The 19,439-nt window shown below is 69.4% G+C and carries 17 protein-coding genes; 9 read left to right on the top strand and 8 right to left on the bottom strand.

Annotated features, from left to right (window positions below; translation table 11 throughout):
• Nucleotides 1–165 precede the first annotated feature (165 nt).
• From WMF19_RS00850 to WMF19_RS00835, 4 genes are all read left to right on the top strand, one after another.
• Complete coding sequence (locus tag WMF19_RS00850) at nt 166–1,590, top strand: M20 family metallopeptidase (RefSeq protein ID WP_437897327.1); 1,425 nt, start codon at nt 166–168, stop codon at nt 1,588–1,590.
• A 166-nt stretch (nt 1,591–1,756) separates the two neighbouring features.
• Nucleotides 1,757–2,437 (top strand): lamin tail domain-containing protein, encoded by a 681-nt coding sequence (locus WMF19_RS00845; protein WP_437897326.1) that lies wholly within the window; start codon nt 1,757–1,759, stop codon nt 2,435–2,437.
• Between the two features lie 250 nt (nt 2,438–2,687).
• Entirely contained in the window at nt 2,688–3,593 is a 906-nt protein-coding gene (locus WMF19_RS00840) for a hypothetical protein (RefSeq protein ID WP_437897325.1), read from the top strand.
• Between the two features lie 127 nt (nt 3,594–3,720).
• The gene (locus WMF19_RS00835; RefSeq protein WP_437897323.1) at nt 3,721–4,488 is read left to right on the top strand and encodes a thaumatin family protein; all 768 of its coding nucleotides are present in this window, start codon (nt 3,721–3,723) and stop codon (nt 4,486–4,488) included.
• A gap of 46 nt (nt 4,489–4,534) precedes the next feature.
• On the opposite strand, the gene WMF19_RS00830 is transcribed toward WMF19_RS00835, so the two are convergent.
• Entirely contained in the window at nt 4,535–6,388 is a 1,854-nt protein-coding gene (locus tag WMF19_RS00830) for a vanadium-dependent haloperoxidase (protein WP_437897322.1), read from the bottom strand.
• Between the two features lie 313 nt (nt 6,389–6,701).
• On the opposite strand from WMF19_RS00830, the gene WMF19_RS00825 reads away from it, so the two are divergent.
• The gene (locus WMF19_RS00825) at nt 6,702–7,205 is read left to right on the top strand and encodes a GNAT family N-acetyltransferase (RefSeq protein WP_437897321.1); all 504 of its coding nucleotides are present in this window, start codon (nt 6,702–6,704) and stop codon (nt 7,203–7,205) included.
• An 81-nt stretch (nt 7,206–7,286) separates the two neighbouring features.
• On the opposite strand, the gene WMF19_RS00820 is transcribed toward WMF19_RS00825, so the two are convergent.
• The gene (locus tag WMF19_RS00820; protein ID WP_437897320.1) at nt 7,287–7,847 is read right to left on the bottom strand and encodes a hypothetical protein; all 561 of its coding nucleotides are present in this window, start codon (nt 7,845–7,847) and stop codon (nt 7,287–7,289) included.
• Nucleotides 7,848–9,876: 2,029 nt separating this feature from the next.
• Here WMF19_RS00820 and WMF19_RS00815 point away from each other — a divergent pair.
• Complete coding sequence (locus WMF19_RS00815; RefSeq protein WP_437897319.1) at nt 9,877–10,302, top strand: RNA polymerase sigma factor; 426 nt, start codon at nt 9,877–9,879, stop codon at nt 10,300–10,302.
• Here WMF19_RS00815 and WMF19_RS00810 read toward each other — a convergent pair.
• Together WMF19_RS00810 and WMF19_RS00805 are read right to left on the bottom strand one after the other, a co-directional pair.
• Nucleotides 10,297–11,427 (bottom strand): IS3 family transposase, encoded by a 1,131-nt coding sequence (locus WMF19_RS00810; protein WP_437894424.1) that lies wholly within the window; start codon nt 11,425–11,427, stop codon nt 10,297–10,299. The genes WMF19_RS00815 and WMF19_RS00810 overlap by 6 nt on opposite strands.
• Nucleotides 11,427–11,786, bottom strand: coding sequence for a transposase (locus tag WMF19_RS00805; protein WP_437894425.1), 360 nt, complete (start codon nt 11,784–11,786; stop codon nt 11,427–11,429). Before WMF19_RS00805 ends, WMF19_RS00810 begins: the two co-directional genes overlap by 1 nt.
• Before the next feature lie 288 nt (nt 11,787–12,074).
• Here WMF19_RS00805 and WMF19_RS00800 point away from each other — a divergent pair, with 288 nt between their 5' ends.
• Entirely contained in the window at nt 12,075–12,227 is a 153-nt protein-coding gene (locus WMF19_RS00800; RefSeq protein ID WP_437897318.1) for a hypothetical protein, read from the top strand.
• Nucleotides 12,228–12,287: 60 nt separating this feature from the next.
• Nucleotides 12,288–14,210, top strand: a complete 1,923-nt coding sequence (locus tag WMF19_RS00795; RefSeq protein WP_437897316.1) for a serine/threonine protein kinase — start codon at nt 12,288–12,290, stop codon at nt 14,208–14,210.
• A gap of 53 nt (nt 14,211–14,263) precedes the next feature.
• On the opposite strand, the gene WMF19_RS00790 is transcribed toward WMF19_RS00795, so the two are convergent.
• The gene (locus tag WMF19_RS00790; RefSeq protein ID WP_437897315.1) at nt 14,264–16,291 is read right to left on the bottom strand and encodes a hypothetical protein; all 2,028 of its coding nucleotides are present in this window, start codon (nt 16,289–16,291) and stop codon (nt 14,264–14,266) included.
• 114 nt (nt 16,292–16,405) lie between these two features.
• Between WMF19_RS00790 and WMF19_RS00785 the strand changes: the two genes are divergently transcribed.
• The gene (locus tag WMF19_RS00785; protein WP_437897314.1) at nt 16,406–17,101 is read left to right on the top strand and encodes a Uma2 family endonuclease; all 696 of its coding nucleotides are present in this window, start codon (nt 16,406–16,408) and stop codon (nt 17,099–17,101) included.
• Between the two features lie 103 nt (nt 17,102–17,204).
• On the opposite strand, the gene WMF19_RS00780 is transcribed toward WMF19_RS00785, so the two are convergent.
• The 3 genes from WMF19_RS00780 to WMF19_RS00770 form a co-directional block, all read right to left on the bottom strand.
• Nucleotides 17,205–17,537, bottom strand: a complete 333-nt coding sequence (locus WMF19_RS00780) for a hypothetical protein (RefSeq protein WP_437897313.1) — start codon at nt 17,535–17,537, stop codon at nt 17,205–17,207.
• A gap of 224 nt (nt 17,538–17,761) precedes the next feature.
• Nucleotides 17,762–18,664, bottom strand: a complete 903-nt coding sequence (locus WMF19_RS00775) for a DUF692 domain-containing protein (protein WP_437897311.1) — start codon at nt 18,662–18,664, stop codon at nt 17,762–17,764.
• Nucleotides 18,661–19,437, bottom strand: coding sequence for a hypothetical protein (locus tag WMF19_RS00770; RefSeq protein ID WP_437897310.1), 777 nt, complete (start codon nt 19,435–19,437; stop codon nt 18,661–18,663). Before WMF19_RS00770 ends, WMF19_RS00775 begins: the two co-directional genes overlap by 4 nt.
• Nucleotides 19,438–19,439: the final 2 nt, after the last annotated feature.

Genomic DNA, 19,439 nt, shown 5'->3' with positions numbered 1-19,439 from the left:
CGCCCATCCACGCGCCGCGCCCGCCCGCCGGCCCCGCGCTCCTCGCCTCGGCGCTCTGGAAGGTTGAAGATGTCGCTGCCCCATGTCCGGGGTACACCCACGTCGTGGGCGCTGTAGAGTCGGTCCCCGGAGATCGCCGCCGTCCTCAAGCCCCTGGAGAGGTTCATGCTGACGAAGCTCAACGAGCGTGAAGCCGTCGCGTCCTGCGAGCGCTGCTGGGAGCACGAGATCGTCCCCGCGCTGCACGACTACATCCGCATCCCCAACAAGTCGCCCGCCTTCGACCCCGCCTGGCGCGAGAACGGCCACATGGACAGGGCGGCGTCGCTCATCGCGGCCTGGTGCGAGGCGCAGCCGATCCCCGGGCTCACCGTGGAGGTGGTGCGCATCGGGAACCGCACGCCGGTGATCCTGATGGAGGTGCCGGGCACGCGCGACGACACGGTGCTCCTCTACGGGCACCTCGACAAGCAGCCCGAGATGACAGGGTGGCGCGAGGGGCTCGGCCCCTGGGAGCCTGTGCGCGAGGGCGACAAGCTCTATGGCCGCGGCGGCGCCGACGACGGCTACTCGGCCTTCGCGTCGCTCGCGGCGCTGCGCCTCCTGCACGAGCAGGGGATCCCGCACGCGCGCTGCGTGATCCTCATCGAGGGCTGCGAGGAGAGCGGCAGCCCGGACCTGCCGGCCTACATCGACGCGCTCGCCGGGCGCATCGGCAAGCCGAGCCTCGTCGTGTGCCTCGACTCCGGCTGCGGCAACTACGACCAGCTCTGGACCACGACGTCGCTCCGCGGGCTGCTCCAGGGCACGCTCGACGTGAACATCCTGCGCGAGGGCGTCCACTCGGGCGTGGGCAGCGGCGTGGTGCCCTCGAGCTTCCGGATCCTGCGGCAGCTCCTGTCGCGCATCGAGGACGAGCGGACCGGGCGCGTCCTCGTGGACGCGCTGCACGTGCAGATCCCGGAGGAGCGCGCGGCGCAGGCGCGGGCCGCGGCCGATGTGCTGGGCGCGTCGCTCGTGAGCGAGCTGCCGTGGGTGAAGGGCGCGCGCCCGGTGACCGGCGACACGGCGGAGCTCCTCCTGAACCGCACCTGGCGCCCGGCGCTCTCCGTGACGGGCGCCGACGGCCTGCCGCCCATCGCCGCCGCGGGCAACGTGCTGCGCCCGTTCACGAGGGCGAAGCTCTCGATGCGCCTCCCGCCGCGCCTCGACCCGAGGAAGGCGGCGGCGGCCCTGAAGGACGCGCTGGAGAAGGACCCGCCGTACGGCGCGGAGGTCCGGTTCCACGTGAGCGAGCCGTCGGCCGGATGGGACGCGCCGGCGACGGCGCCCTGGCTCGAAGCGGCGGTGCGCAAGGCGTCGAAGACGTTCTTCGACCGGCCGGCGATGGGGATCGGCGAGGGCGGGACGATCCCGTTCATGGCGATGCTGGGAGAGAAGTTCCCGGAGGCGCAGTTCCTGATCACCGGCGTGCTCGGGCCGCAATCGAACGCGCACGGCCCGAACGAGTTCCTGCACCTCGGCATGGGGAAGAAGCTGACCTGCTGCGTGGCGAGCGTGATCGCGGACCACGCGGCACGCGCGCGCTGAGGGGCGCGGCGGCGCGCCTTTCACACGAGCGCGCGTCCATGGCGGGGCAGACGCGCGCGTCCATGGCGGGGGCGGCCGCGAACGGGAGCCCGCGCGCGCCGCCCGTCGACACACCGTTGACACACCGCCGGGATCGCCGTGTGCTGGGGCCGAGGAGAACATCGTGATGGCACAATTTCGATACGCCGCGCTCTGCATCGCTGCCCTCTGCGCGGGAGGCTGCGGTTCGAGCGACGAGCCCGGGGACACGGGCACGGGCGGCGCGGGCGGCACGGGCGGCGCGGGCGCGACCACCACGTCCCAGAGCTCGAGCAGCGCGTCCCAGAGCTCGAGCGGCGCGGGCGGCGGCGGCCAAGGAGGGACGGGCGGCGGGACCGCGACGACGACCGTCGTCGTGAACGAGATCTCGGCCAAGGGCGGCGATTGGATCGAGCTCGGCAACCCGGGCCCGGGCTCGGCCGACCTCAGCGGGCTCGGCCTGTGCGACTCCGACGACAGCGGGCAGTGCAACACGGCCGACGCGCTCAGGTTCCCCGAAGGCACGCAGCTCGCCCCGGGCGCGTACCTGCTGATCCTCGGCGACCAGCTGCCCGAGGACGGCCCTGGGCCCCACACCGCGTGCCTGCCGGACGGCGGCCCGAGCAGCTGCTTCTATGCGACCTGGAAGGTGAGCGCCTCCAGAGGCGAGACCGTCTACCTCATCTCCGAGAGCGACCAGGTGCTCGCCCAGTTCGAGTACCCGATGGAGGCAGCAGCCGATGGGCAGACGTGGGGCAGGCTGCCCGACCTGACCGGCGACGGCGCCGTCACGGCGCCGACCCCCGGGGCGGAGAACGCGGCGCCCTAGCGCCGCCCGCCGGGGATCCGGAGAGAGAGTGAACGCAAAGGCGCAAAGACGCAAAGACGCAAAAGAAAGAATGAATATCATGAATTTTTGCGCCTTTGCGCTCTTGGCGCCTTTGCGTTCAACTCTCTCTCTGCACCGAACCGCGATGCGCATGTCACCGGCGTCTGCGATCGGGATCCTCCACGCCCCGCGGCTGCTGCCGCGTCGCCTCCAGGCGTCCCGTCCGCGTGGCAGAAATGCGCCGGGGGCCTTGGCGTGGCGCTCGGCGGCGCCGGCGCTCGCGCTCTCGCTGCTCCTGTCGGCTTGCGGGGCCTCGGATCCGCCGCCGGTGCGGGAGTCGGGCTGCCCTCGTTGCACCGGGGCCGCGCGAATCGGCGCGCTCCCGCCGGGCGACATCGACGAGTGCTCCGGTGTCGTCGCCAGCACGCTGCACCCGGACACGCTCTATGTTCACAACGACCACGGCGATGACCCCCGCTTCTTCGCGATCGGGCTCGACGGCACGCTGCGGGCCGAGGTGACCGTGGCCGGCGCGGCCGCGATCGACTGGGAGGACATCGCGCGCGGCCCGTGCCGTTCGGGCGGAGGCAGCTGCCTGTTCCTCGCGGACATCGGCGACAACGACGGCGAGCGCGACAGCTACACGATCTACGGCGTGCCGGAGCCCGACACGCTCGGAGGAGCGCCGCTCGCCTCGACCGCCGAGGTGTTCGTCCTCTCGTACCCCGACGGAGACCACGACGCGGAGACGCTGCTCATTCACCCCACCACCGGAGCGCTCACCATCGTGACGAAGGTCAACAAGGGCACCTCGGACGTCTATGAGCTGCCAGCGCTGCCCGCCGCGGGCGCGCCGGCGACGCTCGTCCGGACGGGATCCATCGAGCCGCCCGCCGGCAGCGCGCGCTTCACCAGCGGCGACGTCCACCCGGACGGCACGGGCGTGCTGCTGCGCACCTCATCCCACGTGCTCTACTACCCCATGACACCGGATCAGACGGTGGCGCAGGCGCTGGCCGAACCGCCCTGCGTGCTGCCGTCGCCCGACGAGGAGCAGGCCGAGGCGATCGCGTGGGTGCCCGGCGGATGGGACTACGTGACGGTCGGTGAAGGGAAAGAGGAGCCGATCCACCGCGTGTCCTGCCAGGCGCCCTGAAGGACGCCCGAGGTCGCGAGTCCGCGCGGGTCGTTGCTCGCCGCCCGAGAGGACACGGCTTCTCGGTGGACGAGGCTTTCTGTATCCTCATCCTCCTCCCGCCACCGAGTCTGCAAGGAGGACCATCATGTCGCACCATGGGAAGGCCGCGGCCGCACTGCTCGCCATTGCGCTGCTGGATGCCGGCTGCGGGTCCCCCGAACAGGACACATCCTCCGGCGCGACGGGCGGCGGATCCACCTCGGTCAGCTCCGTGTCCAGCGCGACCGGCGGAGCCTCGTCGAGCGAAGCCAGCAGCGCGTCGACAGGCCAGCCGCCCATCAATCCGGGCGAGGTCGACTGCCGCACCCCCGGGGACGGGAAGTCCACCCTGGCCTTCGTCAACAAGTGCGACAAGCCGCTCCAGTTCCAGGGGAGCCTCATCGACGGCGGGGAGCTCGGGCCGGGGCAGTTCGCGTGCCGCGACGTGGGCACCAGCGAGGAGCCGCTGTCGTCCCTGCGTTACTGGGCGTATGCCGGGTCGGACCCCGGCGGCGGCCGATACACGCTGGCCGAGATGACCCTCAACACCGATTTCAACGACTTCGATTGGTACAACATCAGCCACGTGGACGCGCACAACCTCCCCCTGGCGATCGTGCCCGTCGGCCTGCCGGACTGCCGGACGCTGTCGTGCCCGGCGAGCCTGCTCGCGGGGTGCCCGGAGGTGGGTCGCTACAAGGACGCGAGCGGCGCGACGGTCTCCTGCGTGAGCCCTGACCGGGACGATGCCGCGAACCCCGTGGCTGCGTACTTCGAAGAGCAATGCAAGGACGCGTATTCGTGGTCCGGCGATGATCAGGAGTCGATGGCCGCCTGCGCCGGGGAAGACTACGACATCGTGTTTTGCCCCTGAGCTGCCGCTGAGCCGGCTCGGGGCCAAACGCCGGCGAGGGGCCGATTCACACAGTGACCCGCGTGCCGTCGAACCTGGTGAACGTGAAGCCCTCGAACGGCTCGCGGAAGGTCCGGCGCTCGTCCCGGAGCAGGCTGATCGCGACCTCCTCGCCGAGCGCCAGCGACGCCGCGGCGTCCGTGCGCCAGTGGATGCCCGCCCAGTTGCGCCCGAAGGCGGCGTTGGTCGCCAGCTTGTTCAGCTCGCCGCCCACGGTCAGGGGCGGCCCGCTGTACGGAACGAGCCGGGTCGGATCGGCCGGATCGGGGACGAACGGATCCTCGATGACATGGTCCTCGTCGAAGAAGGCCTTCAGGAGCGTCACGTTGACGCCCGCGATGGCGGCGGCGCCGCCCGGATAGGACCCGTGGATCGGGGCGCCCTCCGGGAAGGCCTGCGGAAGCAGGTAGCTCCCGAACGTGTCGAACGTCAGCTCGACCGCGAGCGAGCTCAGGATATCGTCGTGCAGCGGGTACTCTCGCGCGTCGTTCGCGAGCCGGCGGTGGACAAGCCCGCCGTACGCCTCGGGGCGGATGCTGCGGTGCACGAACCACTTCTGCCAGTACGCGGCGCGGACCGCGCGCGACGTGCCGAAGGGGAGCAGGCCCTGCAGGTAGGCGAGCGCGAACGTCGCGGCCGCGGAGGCCTGCGTCTCCGACGTGAGGTAGGGGTTCGTGGGGCTCAGGGGGGCCGCGATGCCCCCCGGGACGCCTGGGGTCGCGCTGCGCGCCGCGCCGAGGAGCAGCGCTGCGCCCCAGAAGCTGGACGCGCCGCCATGCACGTACTCCGCCAGATCGCGCCCTGTCGAGATGTAGCGGCGCACCGGGTCGAATGCGATCGACCGGGTGGGAGCGCGCCCATTCTGCACCGCGAGCCACTCGGCGTAATCGGTCTGGAAGTCGTTGCCCGGCAGCGCCGTGCGGATCGCGCCCCCGATCACCTGGGGGCCATAGGGGATGTCTCGCAGGAGGAACTGCGAGATGTAAGGACCGTCGAGCACGCCGGGAGGAACCACGTGTCTGGCCGTCTTGCCCGAGCGATCCCGGGGATCGACGTAGGTGACGCTGCCGCGGAACAGCGTGTCCAGCGTGACGCGGCCGCCGACCCGGGGGCCGGAGTAGCCCGACAGGCGATCGATCTCCTCGAGCGCGTCCTCCACGTCGCTGCTGCTGGCATAGCTCTCGAACGGCACGTCCCGCAGGAGCGCCTTCCAGTAGACCTCGACCGCCTCGGAGGCCTTCTGGGCGCTCGCCAGCGCGGGGGCCGGGGGCACGCCGATCTGGGCCGGGGTCTTTCCGATCAGGCTGACGGCGAGCGTGCCGATCGGATTGACGAACTTGCGGGTGCCGCCGAGCGGGATGGCCTCGAAATCGTCCCACTCGCGCGACGCGTGGGCCCTGGCCGCGACGCGGTACGCTGCCAGATCCACCTCGCCTCGCGCGTCGTGCGGCAGGCCGCGCGTGTCCGTCCCGATCTTGTTGCGATAGCGCGCCTCGTCGCCGTTGTCCGGGTGTGGCGCGATGGGCTCTTCGAAATCGTCGACCGCGGCCTCCACGCGCACGCGCAGCGCGCGCAGGCGGAGCTCGTGATCGAGCGGTGAGGCGCGCGGATCGCGGCGCGACGAATCGAACCCGTCGAGCAGATCGTCGACGCCCCTGCCCCGCGCTGCATTGGCAACACCGGGGTTCGCGGCGAGGACGCCTCCCACGGCGAGCGAGCCGGCCACACCCATGAAGGCGCGCCTGCCCGAGACCTTCTCGGCCCCCGATCGCTTTGCGGAGCCCTCGGGGTTCACGGGCGTCGGGGCGTCGAGAGTCGAAGCATCGCTCCTGGGATCACTGTCATGAGAATCGATGGTCATGGCGTTCAGCTCCGTTCGTTGGACAGACCTTCGCGTCGGCCCGCCGCGGCGCTCGCGGCAAGGCACCCGTGAGAATCGGCCTGTGAGCTCAGATCGCAGCGCGTCGCCCCGGAAGCGCAGACGCTGAGGTCGAGCTTCCGGCGACGCGCGCGCTTCGAGCGCCGACGAGGCCAGGAAAGGAGCGGACAGCGGCTTCAATCCGCTGCGTCCGTTTTATAGGACAAAATCTACCATAACGGATAGATCCTAGCAAGGACTTTGTTTCGCAGCGCACCGGCAGAACTTCTATCGTCCGGGGGCCCGGTGATATCAAATGGAGATGCGACAGGGCGGCGATGAGCGGACGGGCTCGGCAATGCTGGACGGCATCGTCCGGGGGGCGCTGGCGGGGGATCTTCCGGGGGTCCTGGAGCTCTATCGTGATCTCCACCCCCAGGACGCACCGTTCCCTCCCGAGCCGGAGCTCTCCGCGCTCTGGAAGCGCATGATCGAGCAACCCGGGCATCACCTCTTCGTCCTGGAGCGCGACGCCGCCCTCGTGGCCTGCTGCTCCCTCATCGTCATTCCGAACCTCACGCGCGGGGGCCGGCCGTATGCCTTGCTGGAGAACGTGGTGACCCACCGCGAGCACCGGCGGAGAGGGTTCGGCGCGCGCGTCGTTCGCCATGCGCTGGCGGAGGCCTGGGAGGCCGGGTGCTACAAAGTCATGCTCATGACAGGGTCCCAAAGGCCCGAGGTGCATCGCTTCTACGAGGCGTGCGGCTTCCGCGCGGGCGAGAAGACGGGCTTCCTGGCGCGCCCCGGCGCTGGGCGCTAGCCCGGCCCTCCCGGCCCTGACCGGCAGCGCGTCACGCTGCTGGCCTGGCAGAGCGCCTCCAGCGGCGGGGCGCCGGGCGGGTCACGGCACCGCGTGGCCGTCGACCCTGAGCTGGAAGAGGAAATACGGCGGGATGCAGGCGCCCTCGCCCGAGCTCGTCCTGGCGCACACGTAGTCCTCGCGGCAGGGCGCCTCGCTCGAGCAGCGGCGCAGGCCCGCGGGCGTGACGTGGCGGCTCAGGCACTCGGTGAACACCGTCCCGCGGGCGAGGCAGCGGTTGAAGGGGTCGAGCACGGCGATGGCGCCGCAGACGCCCTCTTCCGGGAGCGCGACGCAGCTGCTCGTGCACATGCCGCCGGGAAACCCGACGGGGCTCGTGTTGCACACCGCCGCGAGCGGGCACGCCCCGGGCTTCGCCGCCGAGGCGCGATCGCGGTGCGGGTCGGCGTGGGGGACGACGGCGCCGACCTGGCACGGGTCGCCGACCTCCGGCGCCGCCGGCAGGCAGACACCGACGGTCGCGCAGTCCTCCTGGGGCGCGTCGTACGCGGAGCACACGAGCCCTTCCGCGCAGGCCCAGCCCGCGAAGCTCGGGTCGCCCAGCCCGCAGCGCGCGCCGTCGCCTCGCTCCGGGTACGGCACCTCGTAGGCCGGCGCCGCGCGACCAGGTCAAGCAGTCGCGGATGGAAGCCCAAGGCGCATGAGATTAACCACAATAACGACGCGCAGTTATGCACGTGCAGGAGACGCGGCGACGCGTGGCTCTGGACCTCAGATGGGGCCGCCTGGGGACAATGGGCACAGACCGCCGTAACGCCTCTCTACAACGACATCGACGACATTCATAGGAACGGCGTGGAAGCAAGCGGAGAGACACCAACCTCAGCGTGCTATATATGGCACGCGCGACCTCTCGATGCCCTTGATGACGAACTCGAACACCACCAGATTATCTCGATGTTACGAACCACTGCCACACGCAGGCATCTCCCCCTCTGTGGTGTTGGCGCAACGCGGCGACGCGGATGCCAGCGAGTTCGGCGTGGCCGCTGCCGGCATCCACCTGGCCGTGCTTCGCATACTATCGGCGACGAGACCGCGAGCGCGTGTTCGTCGGCCTTTACGGGTCAAACGCGACTGCTATCAGTTAGATCCCCAGCATACATCCTGAGATCTGCCCAAGCCGCGGTCTCTGCAGTAGTCCGCCGCTTTCGAGGTGCACGAGCCGTACGAGATTACGGTCTCCGACCCAACTGGGTACCAAGAGCCCCCGCCGCCGCTGCACCTGGTCAAGCAATACTGGTACCATGGCGAATACCAACCTTCGCAGGCCCATAAAGCCTGCTCAGCCGTACCGATCTCCTCATTTACAGACTCGTCGCTTAGCGCATCCGTCTCAGCAACACAACCCATTGCCGCCACAGACACACAGACCAACAACACAATAATAGAACGCATACCCACCTCTCCCGTCAAACCGCAACATTACCGACACACCACAGCCAACCGCTCCGATCCAACATCAGGCATCGAATCTCGAGAACGCCAAAACCGATCACGTGAGCATCACCGCTCACCGCCAATCCAAAGGCCGACCATGTGAAGACTCATCGCGCTCGCTTGGTCGAAAGCACCCCCCCTCGATGTTCTCGACCGCCAATTACCATTTATTACAATATCGCGAGCATTAGCGATTTACACCATCACCTGGCAAATACGCAGAGTCGTCCGACCCACGAAAACCTTCATATCATGCGCTACAATAGTTGGCACGGCGCGCGCATCCACCGGCTCGTGCGTGGTCGAAGCGACGTGCACGATGCCGCCGAGCGGCGTCGCCCATGATTCCTCCTCTACCGCTTTCTGAAGGAATCTCAGCCGAGGGTGACAGAAAATCGTCAGGTGACCCGCTGCCCGGTCCGCGTGACCTCCTGCGTGCTGGCGGGGAGCCACCCGTTCGGATCGCGCCCGGTCCGGCGGAGCGGATCGCAGGAGAGCCCCGGCTTGCCCCCGCGAGGAGGCGGGCGCAGCGCTCGCCCACGGGTCCGTTCCGTCGAAATTTTAATAAATTCAATCCTTTGGCGTGAGCTGCGTGCCGCACACTGGAGGGCAGGTACACGGCCCGAGCGGCGGATGCTTGATCGCTCCGGTCATGCGTTCCGCCGCTCGGGTTGTGGTCCCTGAGGCCGGTCTCTGGTCGGATGCCGGCGCCCAGAGCCGGCCCGGCACCGAGAGCAGCTCGCGCCAGTTTGGCCACTGTCGGCCCTTCGCAGGCGTGAGAGCATGCAGAGGGCTCACCATGCTCCGTGTCCAGCGCCCTGACGAGAAGACTCGACGTCTGAACGGCTCGAAAGGCGACGCCGCCGGCCAGCAAAATCTAGTCCAGGGCACCGCTGAACATTCAAGGGTGGTTCATGCAAAACAGTGCGCGCTCCATGGATGGGTCCGACAGCGCGCGGGCTTCCCATGCCAGGAGGGTGCTGCCCCATGATACAGAGGCAAGCGACACGACATGCGCGGCAGTGGCTCCGGTGGGATCAGCTCGCGGCTTCCCACGCGCCGTCGCATCTGTTACGGTACAGTTATGACCCGTGGTGGGTGGAATCCCCAATTCCCGGACACTTCGTGGAACATGGTAACCCGCGCTGGACATCCGTTCAGCGATGAGGGCATGAACGCCCTGAATGAGCTCTGTCGGCGCTACAGAACACCCATTTATAGTTTCATCAGAGCATGCGGCTTCTCCGCCGAAGATGCGGAGGATATGACGCAGGGATTTCTGCAGCGGCTCTCAGCGAGCAACGACATAAGCGCCGTGGATCCCTCACGCGGGAGGTTCCGCAATTGGCTATGCAGATGCATAAAAAACTACGCAGCCAATGAGCGCGATCGCGCTCGCGCTCAGAAGCGGGGCGGAGGTTGCTCGCAGGAGCGCATCGACACGCTCGGCGGCGATTCGACGAGTCAATCGCTGCCCTCCAATACGCCATCCGCCGAAGACATCTACGAACACGCATTCGCGATAAACTTCATCGATCGAGTACTGACTCCGGAAAATGCCAACAGGTTTGAGACAGGCCGGACGGGAATTCTATGAGTGGATCGCGTTGAGGGACGCGTTCCGGCTCTGGCACCCGAGCGGCCGCTGCGTCTCGGCGGTTGGCGCAGCGACGGGCTCGGGCGCGACGCTGGTCGTTGCCGTGTGTGGCGGCGCCGCGGCCTCGTCGGCAGCGTCGTCGACGGACAGCGGGTTGATGGCTACCGAAGCGGGCGGCCTGCGGACGACAGGCGGACCGTTCGGGAAGCGTTCCGGATGCGCGGCGTAGGCCGTGTCGAGGGCGACCTGGCGCCGAGCCGCGATATCTTCGACGCGGCCGTAGAATACATCAGCAGGTGTGAAGAGAGCAAGACCAGAATGCTGGTGAAGGTCATTATACCAGCTGAAGAACTCCTGGCACCACGCTCGTGCATGCGCCAGCGAGGCAAAGCGGTCCGGATAGTCGGGCTGGTACTTGAGCGTCTTGAACTGCGACTCGGAGAAGGCGTTGTCATCGCTGACGTGAGGCCTGCTGAAGCTACGAACGACGCCGAGCGAGCCGAGGAGCTGAGCGAGCCCCTCCGACCTCATCGCGGAGCCGCGGTCGGCGTGCACCGTGAGCGAGCCGAACTCGACGCCGTGGCGGGCGACCGTCTCTGCGAAGAGGTGCTCGGCGAGCTTCGCGCTCTCGCGCTCGGCGAGCAGCCAGCCAACGGTCATGCGACTGAACAGGTCGAGGACGACGTACAGGCAGTAGAAGACCCCGGGCAGCGGCCCGCGCAGCTTGGTTATATCCCACGTCCAGATCTGGTTGGGGGCTGTGGCGGTGAGCGTCGGCTTGGCATGCTTCATCGGCCCGCGCTGCGCGCGTCGCTCGCCGCTCTCGCCGGACGCCGCGAGCAGGCGGTACATCGTGCGGATGGAGGCAAGGTAGACGCCGCGCGACAGCAGCGTCGCGTAGACCTCCGGCGGGGGCTGGTCGACGAACTCGTCGCTGTGCAACACATCGAGCACGGCTTGCCGCTCGGGGTCACTGAGCCGGCGTGGGCTCGGAACGGGCCCCTGCAACGCCGGTGGCCTCGCGGGCTGCGTCTGCCGGTAGAGCGTAGCGCGGCTGATGCCGAGTGTCGCACACGCCTGCGCGATGGGGACGTGCGGGTCATCGAGCTCTTCGATGGCGTCCATCAGCGCTCTTCGTCGCTCGTGAGATTGATGCCCAGAATGGCAGAGACTTTTTTTTGGAGATCGATGAGCTTCTCCGCGAGCGCGAGCTTCTCCTCGAGTCGGGCCGAGCGCTTCTCGAGCTCGGCAATGCGCCGGTCCTTCGCGTCCTGCTTCGGCTTGCGGCCGGGCTTGCGCCCCGCGAGAGCCTCGCTGCCGTGGAGGGCGAGCTGCTTGCGCCACGCCGTTAGGAGGGAGCTGTAGATGCCCTCGCGGCGCAGCAGCGCCTCGATGTCGCCGCGCTGGGTGCATGCGGCCGCCTCACGAACGATGCGCAGCTTCTCAGCCGCCGAGAACTTCCGCCTCTTGCCCGCCTTCGGCATGGTCTCGACGGCGACGCCACTCGCGCGTGGAGCAGCGCCCTGCGCCGCTGGGGCGAGGGTAGGATCGACGGATCGGAGATGGGAAGGCTTCGGCACGGGTCAGGTCCATTCTCCGCCCTCTCACCACAGATTTCCAGGGGGAGCCTGTCTCACCAGACGTTGGCACAGAGGGCTCAGCTCCAGGACCATTATAGCAAAACTGGAGAAGACAAGCTATTCGAAGCGCTAAGACCACGACTTGTCGACGATGATGCCCCAGAGCACAAACATGTCGCTGCCACACTGGGGATGAGCGTCGACGCAGTTAAAAAAGCGCTATCGCGGATGCGTGCTCTGTTCAAGCAAATGGCTCGACGTGAGATTCGCAGCATCGTCAATCAGGACAGTGAGGTCGACGATGAACTCCGTGCCATGATGGCAAGTTTGCAGCGCGTCGAATGAGAATGGACGTGGTCGGTTTATGTAGCGCCTGTCAGAGATTTTCGTCGGGAGATTTCGGCGATGTCATCTACATGTCGTCTATGCGACAAAAACATTCCCCCCGAGGCTCCAGGCGGATTGTGCCCCCGCTGCGTCATCAACAGATGCATTGATTGGCCCGATGCGACCTACGACGCTGACAATGTCCCTAAAAGTGTCGACCAATACAGATTGGAGGGCGAGCTTGGTCGCGGTGGCATGGGTGTCGTATATCGCGCGTTCGACTCGCTTTCTGGTCGCGCGGTAGCATTGAAGATGATCCGCGACGGCGCTTTTGCCAGCAAGGGCGCACGGAGGCAATTCGAGAACGAGATTCGTGCCCAATGCACGTTCGAGCACCCGAACATCGTCAAAATTTATCATGTCGGCGTACACGAAGGCTGTCTATTCTTCACAATGCAGCTTATGGCAGCGAGCACACTCGCCGATCGCCGAGCCGATTTCAAGGACCCGCGGGCTGCGGCGCGTCTCCTGGAAAAACTGGCGCTCGCGGTCCATGCATGCCATGAGCGCAAAGTCCTGCACCGAGATCTCAAGCCGTCAAACATTCTCTTCGACGAAAACGGCGAGCCACATCTCGCTGATTTCGGGATCGCCAAGCGTTTGGACACGGACAGCAGCACCGCGACAGGCATGATCGTGGGCACCCCGTGCTACATGGCGCCGGAGCAAGCAAACGGGCGTTCCAAGGAGATCAGTGCCGCCGCGGATGTGTGGAGCCTCGGCGTAATCCTCTACGAGATGCTCGTTGGGCGAACGCCGTTTGCAGGGGAGGCCACGGAGGTGTTGCGGCGCTACCGGGAGGAAGAACCGCCTTCACCTGTCAAATTCCGAAAGGATTTGCCGCGGGACCTGAGCGCCGTCTGCTTGGCTTGTCTGAGAAACGAACCGAGACTCCGCTACCCCTCCGCGGCGGCGCTGGCCGCCGACTTGAGGCGCTGGCTCGATAACGAGCCGACCCTGGCGCGGCCGCGTGGTCTCCCGCGGCGCATACTCTGGTGGTGCGGTCGGCGCCGAGCAGTTGTCGGCGCCGTCGGCGCCTTCGCGCTAATCGTCTCGATGAGGCTCAGTCTACATCACGTGCAGATGCAGGAACAAGCGCGCTCTGCCGCTCTGGCGAACAATGCCATCATCGCAGAGGTGGTGGCAGATGCACTGCAAACGGAGATCAAATCGAGCGGACGCATCGTACAATCCCTCGCAAACGATACTTATCCACGCCGACTGCTGCTTGATATGAACTGGATGGATCTCGAGGACTATTGCCGGAGCCGACAATTACTGTATGGACTCAGCGCGTTGTCCGTACTAGACGAGCAAGGAATGTTGAGGGCCGAGTGGCCTCCTCCATCACCGTCCCGCAGGAACGCGAGCCAAGCGTGGCGCGATTATTTCCGCGGCGCTTACGAGCTCGCCGCAGCCGAGGGACAGAATGTGTATGTATCCAGGGCCTTCAGGCAACAGGCCGGGCAGGAATTCGTTCTCGCCATCTCAGCGCCTCTTCGTCACGAGGACGGCTCGTTCCTCGGCGTCGTATCGGCAACCATTTCCCTGGAATCGAGATTCGACATCCTTAGGCGAATCCGTTATTGTAGCACCACTCTCGTGTCGCTTCGCGACCGTGACTCAGACACCGCCGATCTTCCTTCGCCGCAAGACGAAGACGCGATCCTGATCCATGATGGCGTGAACCACAGCCAGGTGTTTCCCTCGGGCCGGAACGGGAAGCTACGTTTGCTGAGGTCACGACTCCCCTCGTACGAAACGCACCAGGAGATCCTGGACGTCGTGGAGACCGATAAGGAGTACGTGGATCCTGTGAGTGGATCCAGCAGTGAGTCGCCAGGAGAGCGGTGGCTAGCGGCGTTCGCGCCCGTTGGAGGTACCAAGCTCATCGTGATAGTCAAGACGCGCCGCGATGCGCTCTCGCAAGTTGAGGAGTGATTACTATGAGCGGCTCGGCGAGACGTCTCACGTAACCAGGAACGCCGGGCGGGTCACGGCACCGCGTGGCCGTCGACCCGGAGCTGGAAGAGGAAATACGGCGGGATGCAGGCGCCCTCGCCCGAGCTCGTCCTGGCGCACACGTAGTCCTCGCGGCAGGGCGCCTCGCTCGAGCAGCGGCGCAGGCCCGCGGGCGTGACGTGGCGGCTCAGGCACTCGGTGAACACCGTCCCGCGGGCGAGGCAGCGGTTGAAGGGATCGAGCACGGCGATGGCGCCGCAGACGCCCTCGTCCGGGAGCGCGACGCAGCTGCTCGTGCACATGCCGCCGGGGAACCCGACGGGGCTCGTGTTGCACACCGCCGCGAGCGGGCACGCCCCGGGCTGCGCCGCCGCGGCGCGATCGCGGTGCGGGTCGGCGTGGGGGACGACGGCGCCGACCTGGCACGGGTCGCCGACCTCCGGCGCCGCCGGCAGGCAAACGCCGACGGTCGCGCGGTCTTCCTGGGGCGCGTCGTACGCGGAGCACACGAGCCCTTCCGCGCAGGCCCAGCCCGCGAAGCTCGGGTCGCCCAGCCCGCAGCGCGCGCCGTACCCGCCGCGAGCGCCGTCGCCTCGCTCGGGGTACGGCACCTGGTAGTCCGGGGCGGCGCCCCGAGCGATGGCCTCGACCACCGCCCGCCGGCGCGGGAGATCGCCTGCGAGGTGCGCGGACTCGACGGTGAACAGCGCGTCGTGGACGCGGCCGGGGGGCTCCTGCCCGAGCAGGTGGAAGCCGGCGACGGACCCGCTCTGGTGGCACCCGGGGCAGGTCATCTGGTCGAGCCGCCGGAGCAGCCCCTCCGGCGAGCGGACGCGCGAGAGGCCACCGAAGTCGACGCCGGCGAAGTCGCGGGGCTCGAACAGCACGCGAAAGGGCCGGTTGGCGCGGCGCGCGAGCCCGTGGGGCGTAGCCGACAGCGCCTTCGTGGCGAGGAACTCCTCGGGCAGGAGCGCGGTCCCCTCGTCGAGGCGCGCGAGGTTCTCGGGAGCAGACAGCCACGCGCGCAGCCGCTCGCGCCGCGCCGGGTCGCGCGAGAGCCGGGCGACGTCGGGGGTGTTCTCGAGGGCGAGCGGCGCGTAGCGCCCGGCGCGGGCGTCCCAGCGGAAGGCGCGGAGCACGTACTCCGCGTGCCCTCCGAGGTCCGGGCGAACGGTGGAGGGCCAGCGGACGCTCTGCAGGTTCACCACGAGCTGCGCGAGGTTCGCGCGATCGGCCGCGCTCGGGGCGAGCGGGCCCTCGGGCGAGGTGAGAAAACGGACGAGATCCGGCCCGGAGAGCGCGCCGGCGCGCGACCAGGCCTGCGCGAGCCGGCGGCACGAGAGGGCGTCGTCGGCGGGCGCGAGCAGTTCGAACGACGCGGTCATCGGGAGGCGTGAGGCGGCGGGGGCCGGCGTGGCGACGGAGGCGCCCGCAGCGGACGTGGCGCCTGCCGCGCCGCCCGGGGTCTTCGCGGCGTAGGCGAGCCGGTACACGAGGCGGGTCTCTCCACAGGCGGAGGCGTCGAAACAGGCGGAGGCGTCGAACGGGCGGCGATCCATCCGGTTCACCACGCCGATGAGCTCGAAGCGGGCGCCCTCGGCCGAGAGCCACCGCTCGTCGAAGAGGCGGTGCGCGTGGCGCGCGATGCTCGTCCCGCTCCTCGGATCGGCGCGCTGGATCTGCCGCAGGTCGTCGGCGAGCACGCGCGCGATCGAGGCGAGCGCGGCGGTGCGGGAGAGCGCGGAGAGCGAGGCCGGCGCGCGCGGCGTGCCCGTGAGCACCGAGCCGAAGTCGAGGCCCGCGGCCTCGAGCTCGGCGAGCACGGCAGGGTCCGTGAGGTGCAGGAGAGGCCGCGCTTGCGGCGGGGTTCCCTGCGGCGCGGCGGCGGGCTGCGGCCCTCCCGCGGCGGGAGAGGGCGGCGCGGCGGACGGCTGCCCCGCTCGGACATCCTGGCGCGCTGCGGAGGGCCCCTCGGATGGCCACCACGAGCACCCGGCGATGCCGGCGCTGGCCGCCAGCGCGGCGAGGGCGAGGGCGTGACGGAGGCGGCGGGGGCGCACGCTGCCAGGCTACACCGGCGCGCGCCGCGACGATCTCGAGGCGATCTCGACGAAGCGAGCAAACCGAGCCGCGTCGCGGTCGACGTACACACAAGGCGTGTGAATACTGTCCCCATGCAGCACGCCGCGCTCGCGCGCCGGCTCCGCCACGTTCGCGCGCCTTCCCCGCTCCACTTCCCGGAAGAGGCCCTCGTGCCGGAGACCAAGCGCCACCTCGAGATCAGGACCCTGCTCTATGTCGTGCTCAAGACCTTCGCGGATCGCGCGTCGATCGGATCCGACCAGTTCGTCTACTGGTCCGCGTCGGATCCGAGCCGGTGTCTGGCGCCGGACGCCTTTGTCCGGCTCGACACCCCTGACACGCCGTTCGGCTCCTGGAAGACGTGGGAGCGTGGTGCCCCTGAGCTCGCCGTCGAGATCGTGAGCGAGCACGACTCGGATCCGCAGACGTGGGCCGACAAGCTCCGCAAGTACCACGAGCTCGGCGTGCTGGAGCTCGTCGCGTTCGATCCTGACGCCGCGCCAGGAGAGCGGCTGCGGGTCTGGGATCGCATCGACGGCGATCTGATCGAGCGCGTCGTCGAAGGGGAACGCAGCCCGTGCACCGTGCTCAATCTGCACTGGGTCATCGTCCCTGCCGCAGGCCAGCCGGCGGCGCTTCGTCTCGCCCGCACCCCCGACGGGGCGGAGCTCGTCCCGACCCCTGAGGAGGCGGAGCGACGCCGCGCAGAGGCCGAGCAGGCCGCCCGCGCAACGGCGGAGCGGCGCATCGCCGAGCTCGAGGCCGAGCTGCGCCGACGAGGCGGCTGACCCCGTCGGCATCCACTGGGTCAACCTCACCATCTCCGACGAGGCCAAGAAGCACTGCTGACACCCGGCAGGGGTGCGAGGAAGCGCTGCTGACGCCCACTGGTCATCGGGGCCGTCGGGCACGCGCAGGCGCGGAGGGCGCCTCCATCCAGCGGCGGAACAGGCGGGCCTCGCCCGGCGGGAAGAAGGCGGTGGGCGGCACCTCGGCGTGATAGCGCCGGAACGCGGCGCTGAACTCCGCAGGATCGCGGTCGAACCACGCCTCGGCCTCGGGCGATCCGCGCAGGAGCCGCTCGAAGCGCAGCCGCGCCACGAGCAGCGCCGACATCCTCACGCCGTCCTCGTCCGCGCCGAGCAGCGCCCGCCGGAGCGCGGCCGGCAGCGCCGGATCCTCGGCCGCGGCGCGCAGCGCGGCCACGGGATCCTCGGCGGTCATCGCACGGGCAACGAGTGCTTCGTAACGCGCGTGCGCCTGCGCCCCGCTCAGCCGCGCCGGCCGCGCCGGCCGCGCCGCCGGGCCCTCCGCTGCCCTGCCACGGGCCTCCGCTGCCCCGCCGCGGGCCTCCGCTGCCCCGCCATGGGCCTCCCCTGCCCCGCCGCGGGCCTCCCCTGCCCTGCCACGCGCCGCGCGCCCCGCTGCCCCGCCGCCGGCCGCGCGCGTCACCTCCGCCTCCCGCGCCGGCCGAGCGCGCGCCGCGCGCGGCGGAGCTCCTCCCGCACGGCGGTCGCGTCGTCCGCGCCGTGCACCGTGCCCTCCATGCGCTCCAGGGTCACCCCACGCAGGTTCGGGCAGCGCGGCGCGACCTCGTCCAGGAGGCGCCACACCGGCTCCGGCACCGCGTCGTCGTGGCCGTCGAGCCGCAACACCCGGCCCGAAGGCAGCCAGCCCGGGTCGCTCGGACCGCCGCCGGAGAGGTGGATCTCGATCACCCGGGCGAGATCGAGCCGCGCCACGTACTCGGCCGGATCGAAGCCGAAGTTCTCCGCCATGGTGTGCACGTTGTGCAGGTCGAGCAGCAGGTGCGTCCGCGGCGCCCTCAGGATGCGCTCGAGGAAGCGCGGCTCGTCCAGCGGATCGCCGAGGACGAAGTAGCTGACGCTGTTCTCGACGCCGACGTCCTCCACGACGTCCTGCATCGCCCGGAGCGCGCGGCGGGCGACCGCGGCGCTGTGCGCGCTCATGGGCATCGGGAGCGGCAGCCCGGTCGAGAGCCCGGCGGGCGCGCTGATCCCGAGGTGATCGGTGTACCAGCGGAACCGGAAGATCGCGTGGTCGCGCCGGAGGGCCGCGCGCCAGCGGGCGCGCCGGCCCGCGTCGGCGTCCGAGGCGCCGCCGAGCGACCAGCCCACGCCGTGGGCGACGAACGGCCGGTCCGACCGGCGCGCCAGCTCGGCGAAGCGGCGGTGGAAGCCGTTCTCCTGGAGATCGGCCTCGGCGGCGTCCGGCACGCGCCAGAGCGTCTCGGGCGCCACCTCGTAGTAGTCGGCGTCGCGCAGGATCACCTCGGCCAGCAGGTCGAGGAACGCCGCGTCGGGCTGGAGCGTCAGGCCGACCGGGATCAACGCGTAGAGGCCCCGCGCCCGTCGACCGAGAAGAAGTACAGGAAGCGCCGCGACTTGGAGGGCACGTGCCCCATGCCGCAGGCCATGAGCCCGCTGTCCTTGGCCCCCTCGACGTCGATCCCGCAGCCGCTCGCGATCGCCCAGTGCGCGCCCGCGGGCGGCGCCTTCACGAGCCGCGCGCGCACGCTCGCGGCCCGGGCCTCCACGTTGCGTGCGTCGGCGCCAAGGCCCTTCCGGAGCAGCGCCCCGAGCGCGCCGATCCGCTGCGCTGCGATGCGCTCGTCGTGCTTCAGCTGCTCCTCCCGGCCCCCGGCCGCCATGCGGCGCATTCCGTCGTAGCTCGGGAGCGCGACGTCGAGCTGCGTCGCGGCGACGGGCACCTTGTCGGTCCCGACCACCACCAGGAGCGGCTCCCCGTTGCCTGCGCCGGGCACGAGCTTCTTCAGATCCGCCATGGTCGCGCAGACGACCTCGACGCCCGCGAGCGGCGCGAGATCCCCGTCCGCGCCGAAGTTGAGCAGCTCGCCGAACGCATGGCCGCGCTCCCACTTGGCGCTGTCGTCGGCAGGGATGACGAAGACGAGCAGCACCCTGTTCGCCTGCCGGGCGCGCCGGAACGCGGCCGAGATCTGGACCAGCGACCCCGAGGCCGCCGCTGGCGTCCCCTTCTCGTCGCACGCGGCGCCGTCGCCGAACGCGTCGCGGATGAACGCGGGCCACGCGGTGGCCGCGAGCCCTGCTGCAGTCGCTCCCAGCAAATGCCTGCGCTTCATGG

The sequence above is a fragment of the Sorangium sp. So ce124 genome, assembly GCF_051525235.1.
Taxonomy (GTDB): domain Bacteria; phylum Myxococcota_A; class Polyangia; order Polyangiales; family Polyangiaceae; genus Sorangium; species Sorangium atrum.
This window is presented reverse-complemented; position numbering and strand designations above follow the sequence as displayed.

Excerpts from the sequence above, each read along its gene's own strand:
- WMF19_RS00810 (WP_437894424.1), bottom strand. The coding sequence starts at position 11,427 with ATGGACGCCATCGAAGAGCTCGATGACCCGCACGTCCCCATCGCGCAG.
- WMF19_RS00830 (WP_437897322.1), bottom strand. The coding sequence starts at position 6,388 with ATGACCATCGATTCTCATGACAGTGATCCCAGGAGCGATGCTTCGACT.
- WMF19_RS00795 (WP_437897316.1), top strand. The coding sequence starts at position 12,288 with ATGTCATCTACATGTCGTCTATGCGACAAAAACATTCCCCCCGAGGCT.
- WMF19_RS00835 (WP_437897323.1), top strand. The coding sequence starts at position 3,721 with ATGTCGCACCATGGGAAGGCCGCGGCCGCACTGCTCGCCATTGCGCTG.
- WMF19_RS00825 (WP_437897321.1), top strand. The coding sequence starts at position 6,702 with ATGGAGATGCGACAGGGCGGCGATGAGCGGACGGGCTCGGCAATGCTG.
- WMF19_RS00780 (WP_437897313.1), bottom strand. The coding sequence starts at position 17,537 with ATGACCGCCGAGGATCCCGTGGCCGCGCTGCGCGCCGCGGCCGAGGAT.
- WMF19_RS00785 (WP_437897314.1), top strand. The coding sequence starts at position 16,406 with ATGCAGCACGCCGCGCTCGCGCGCCGGCTCCGCCACGTTCGCGCGCCT.
- WMF19_RS00850 (WP_437897327.1), top strand. The coding sequence starts at position 166 with ATGCTGACGAAGCTCAACGAGCGTGAAGCCGTCGCGTCCTGCGAGCGC.
- WMF19_RS00805 (WP_437894425.1), bottom strand. The coding sequence starts at position 11,786 with ATGCCGAAGGCGGGCAAGAGGCGGAAGTTCTCGGCGGCTGAGAAGCTG.
- WMF19_RS00770 (WP_437897310.1), bottom strand. The coding sequence starts at position 19,437 with ATGAAGCGCAGGCATTTGCTGGGAGCGACTGCAGCAGGGCTCGCGGCC.
- WMF19_RS00845 (WP_437897326.1), top strand. The coding sequence starts at position 1,757 with ATGGCACAATTTCGATACGCCGCGCTCTGCATCGCTGCCCTCTGCGCG.
- WMF19_RS00800 (WP_437897318.1), top strand. The coding sequence starts at position 12,075 with ATGAGCGTCGACGCAGTTAAAAAAGCGCTATCGCGGATGCGTGCTCTG.
- WMF19_RS00815 (WP_437897319.1), top strand. The coding sequence starts at position 9,877 with ATGAACGCCCTGAATGAGCTCTGTCGGCGCTACAGAACACCCATTTAT.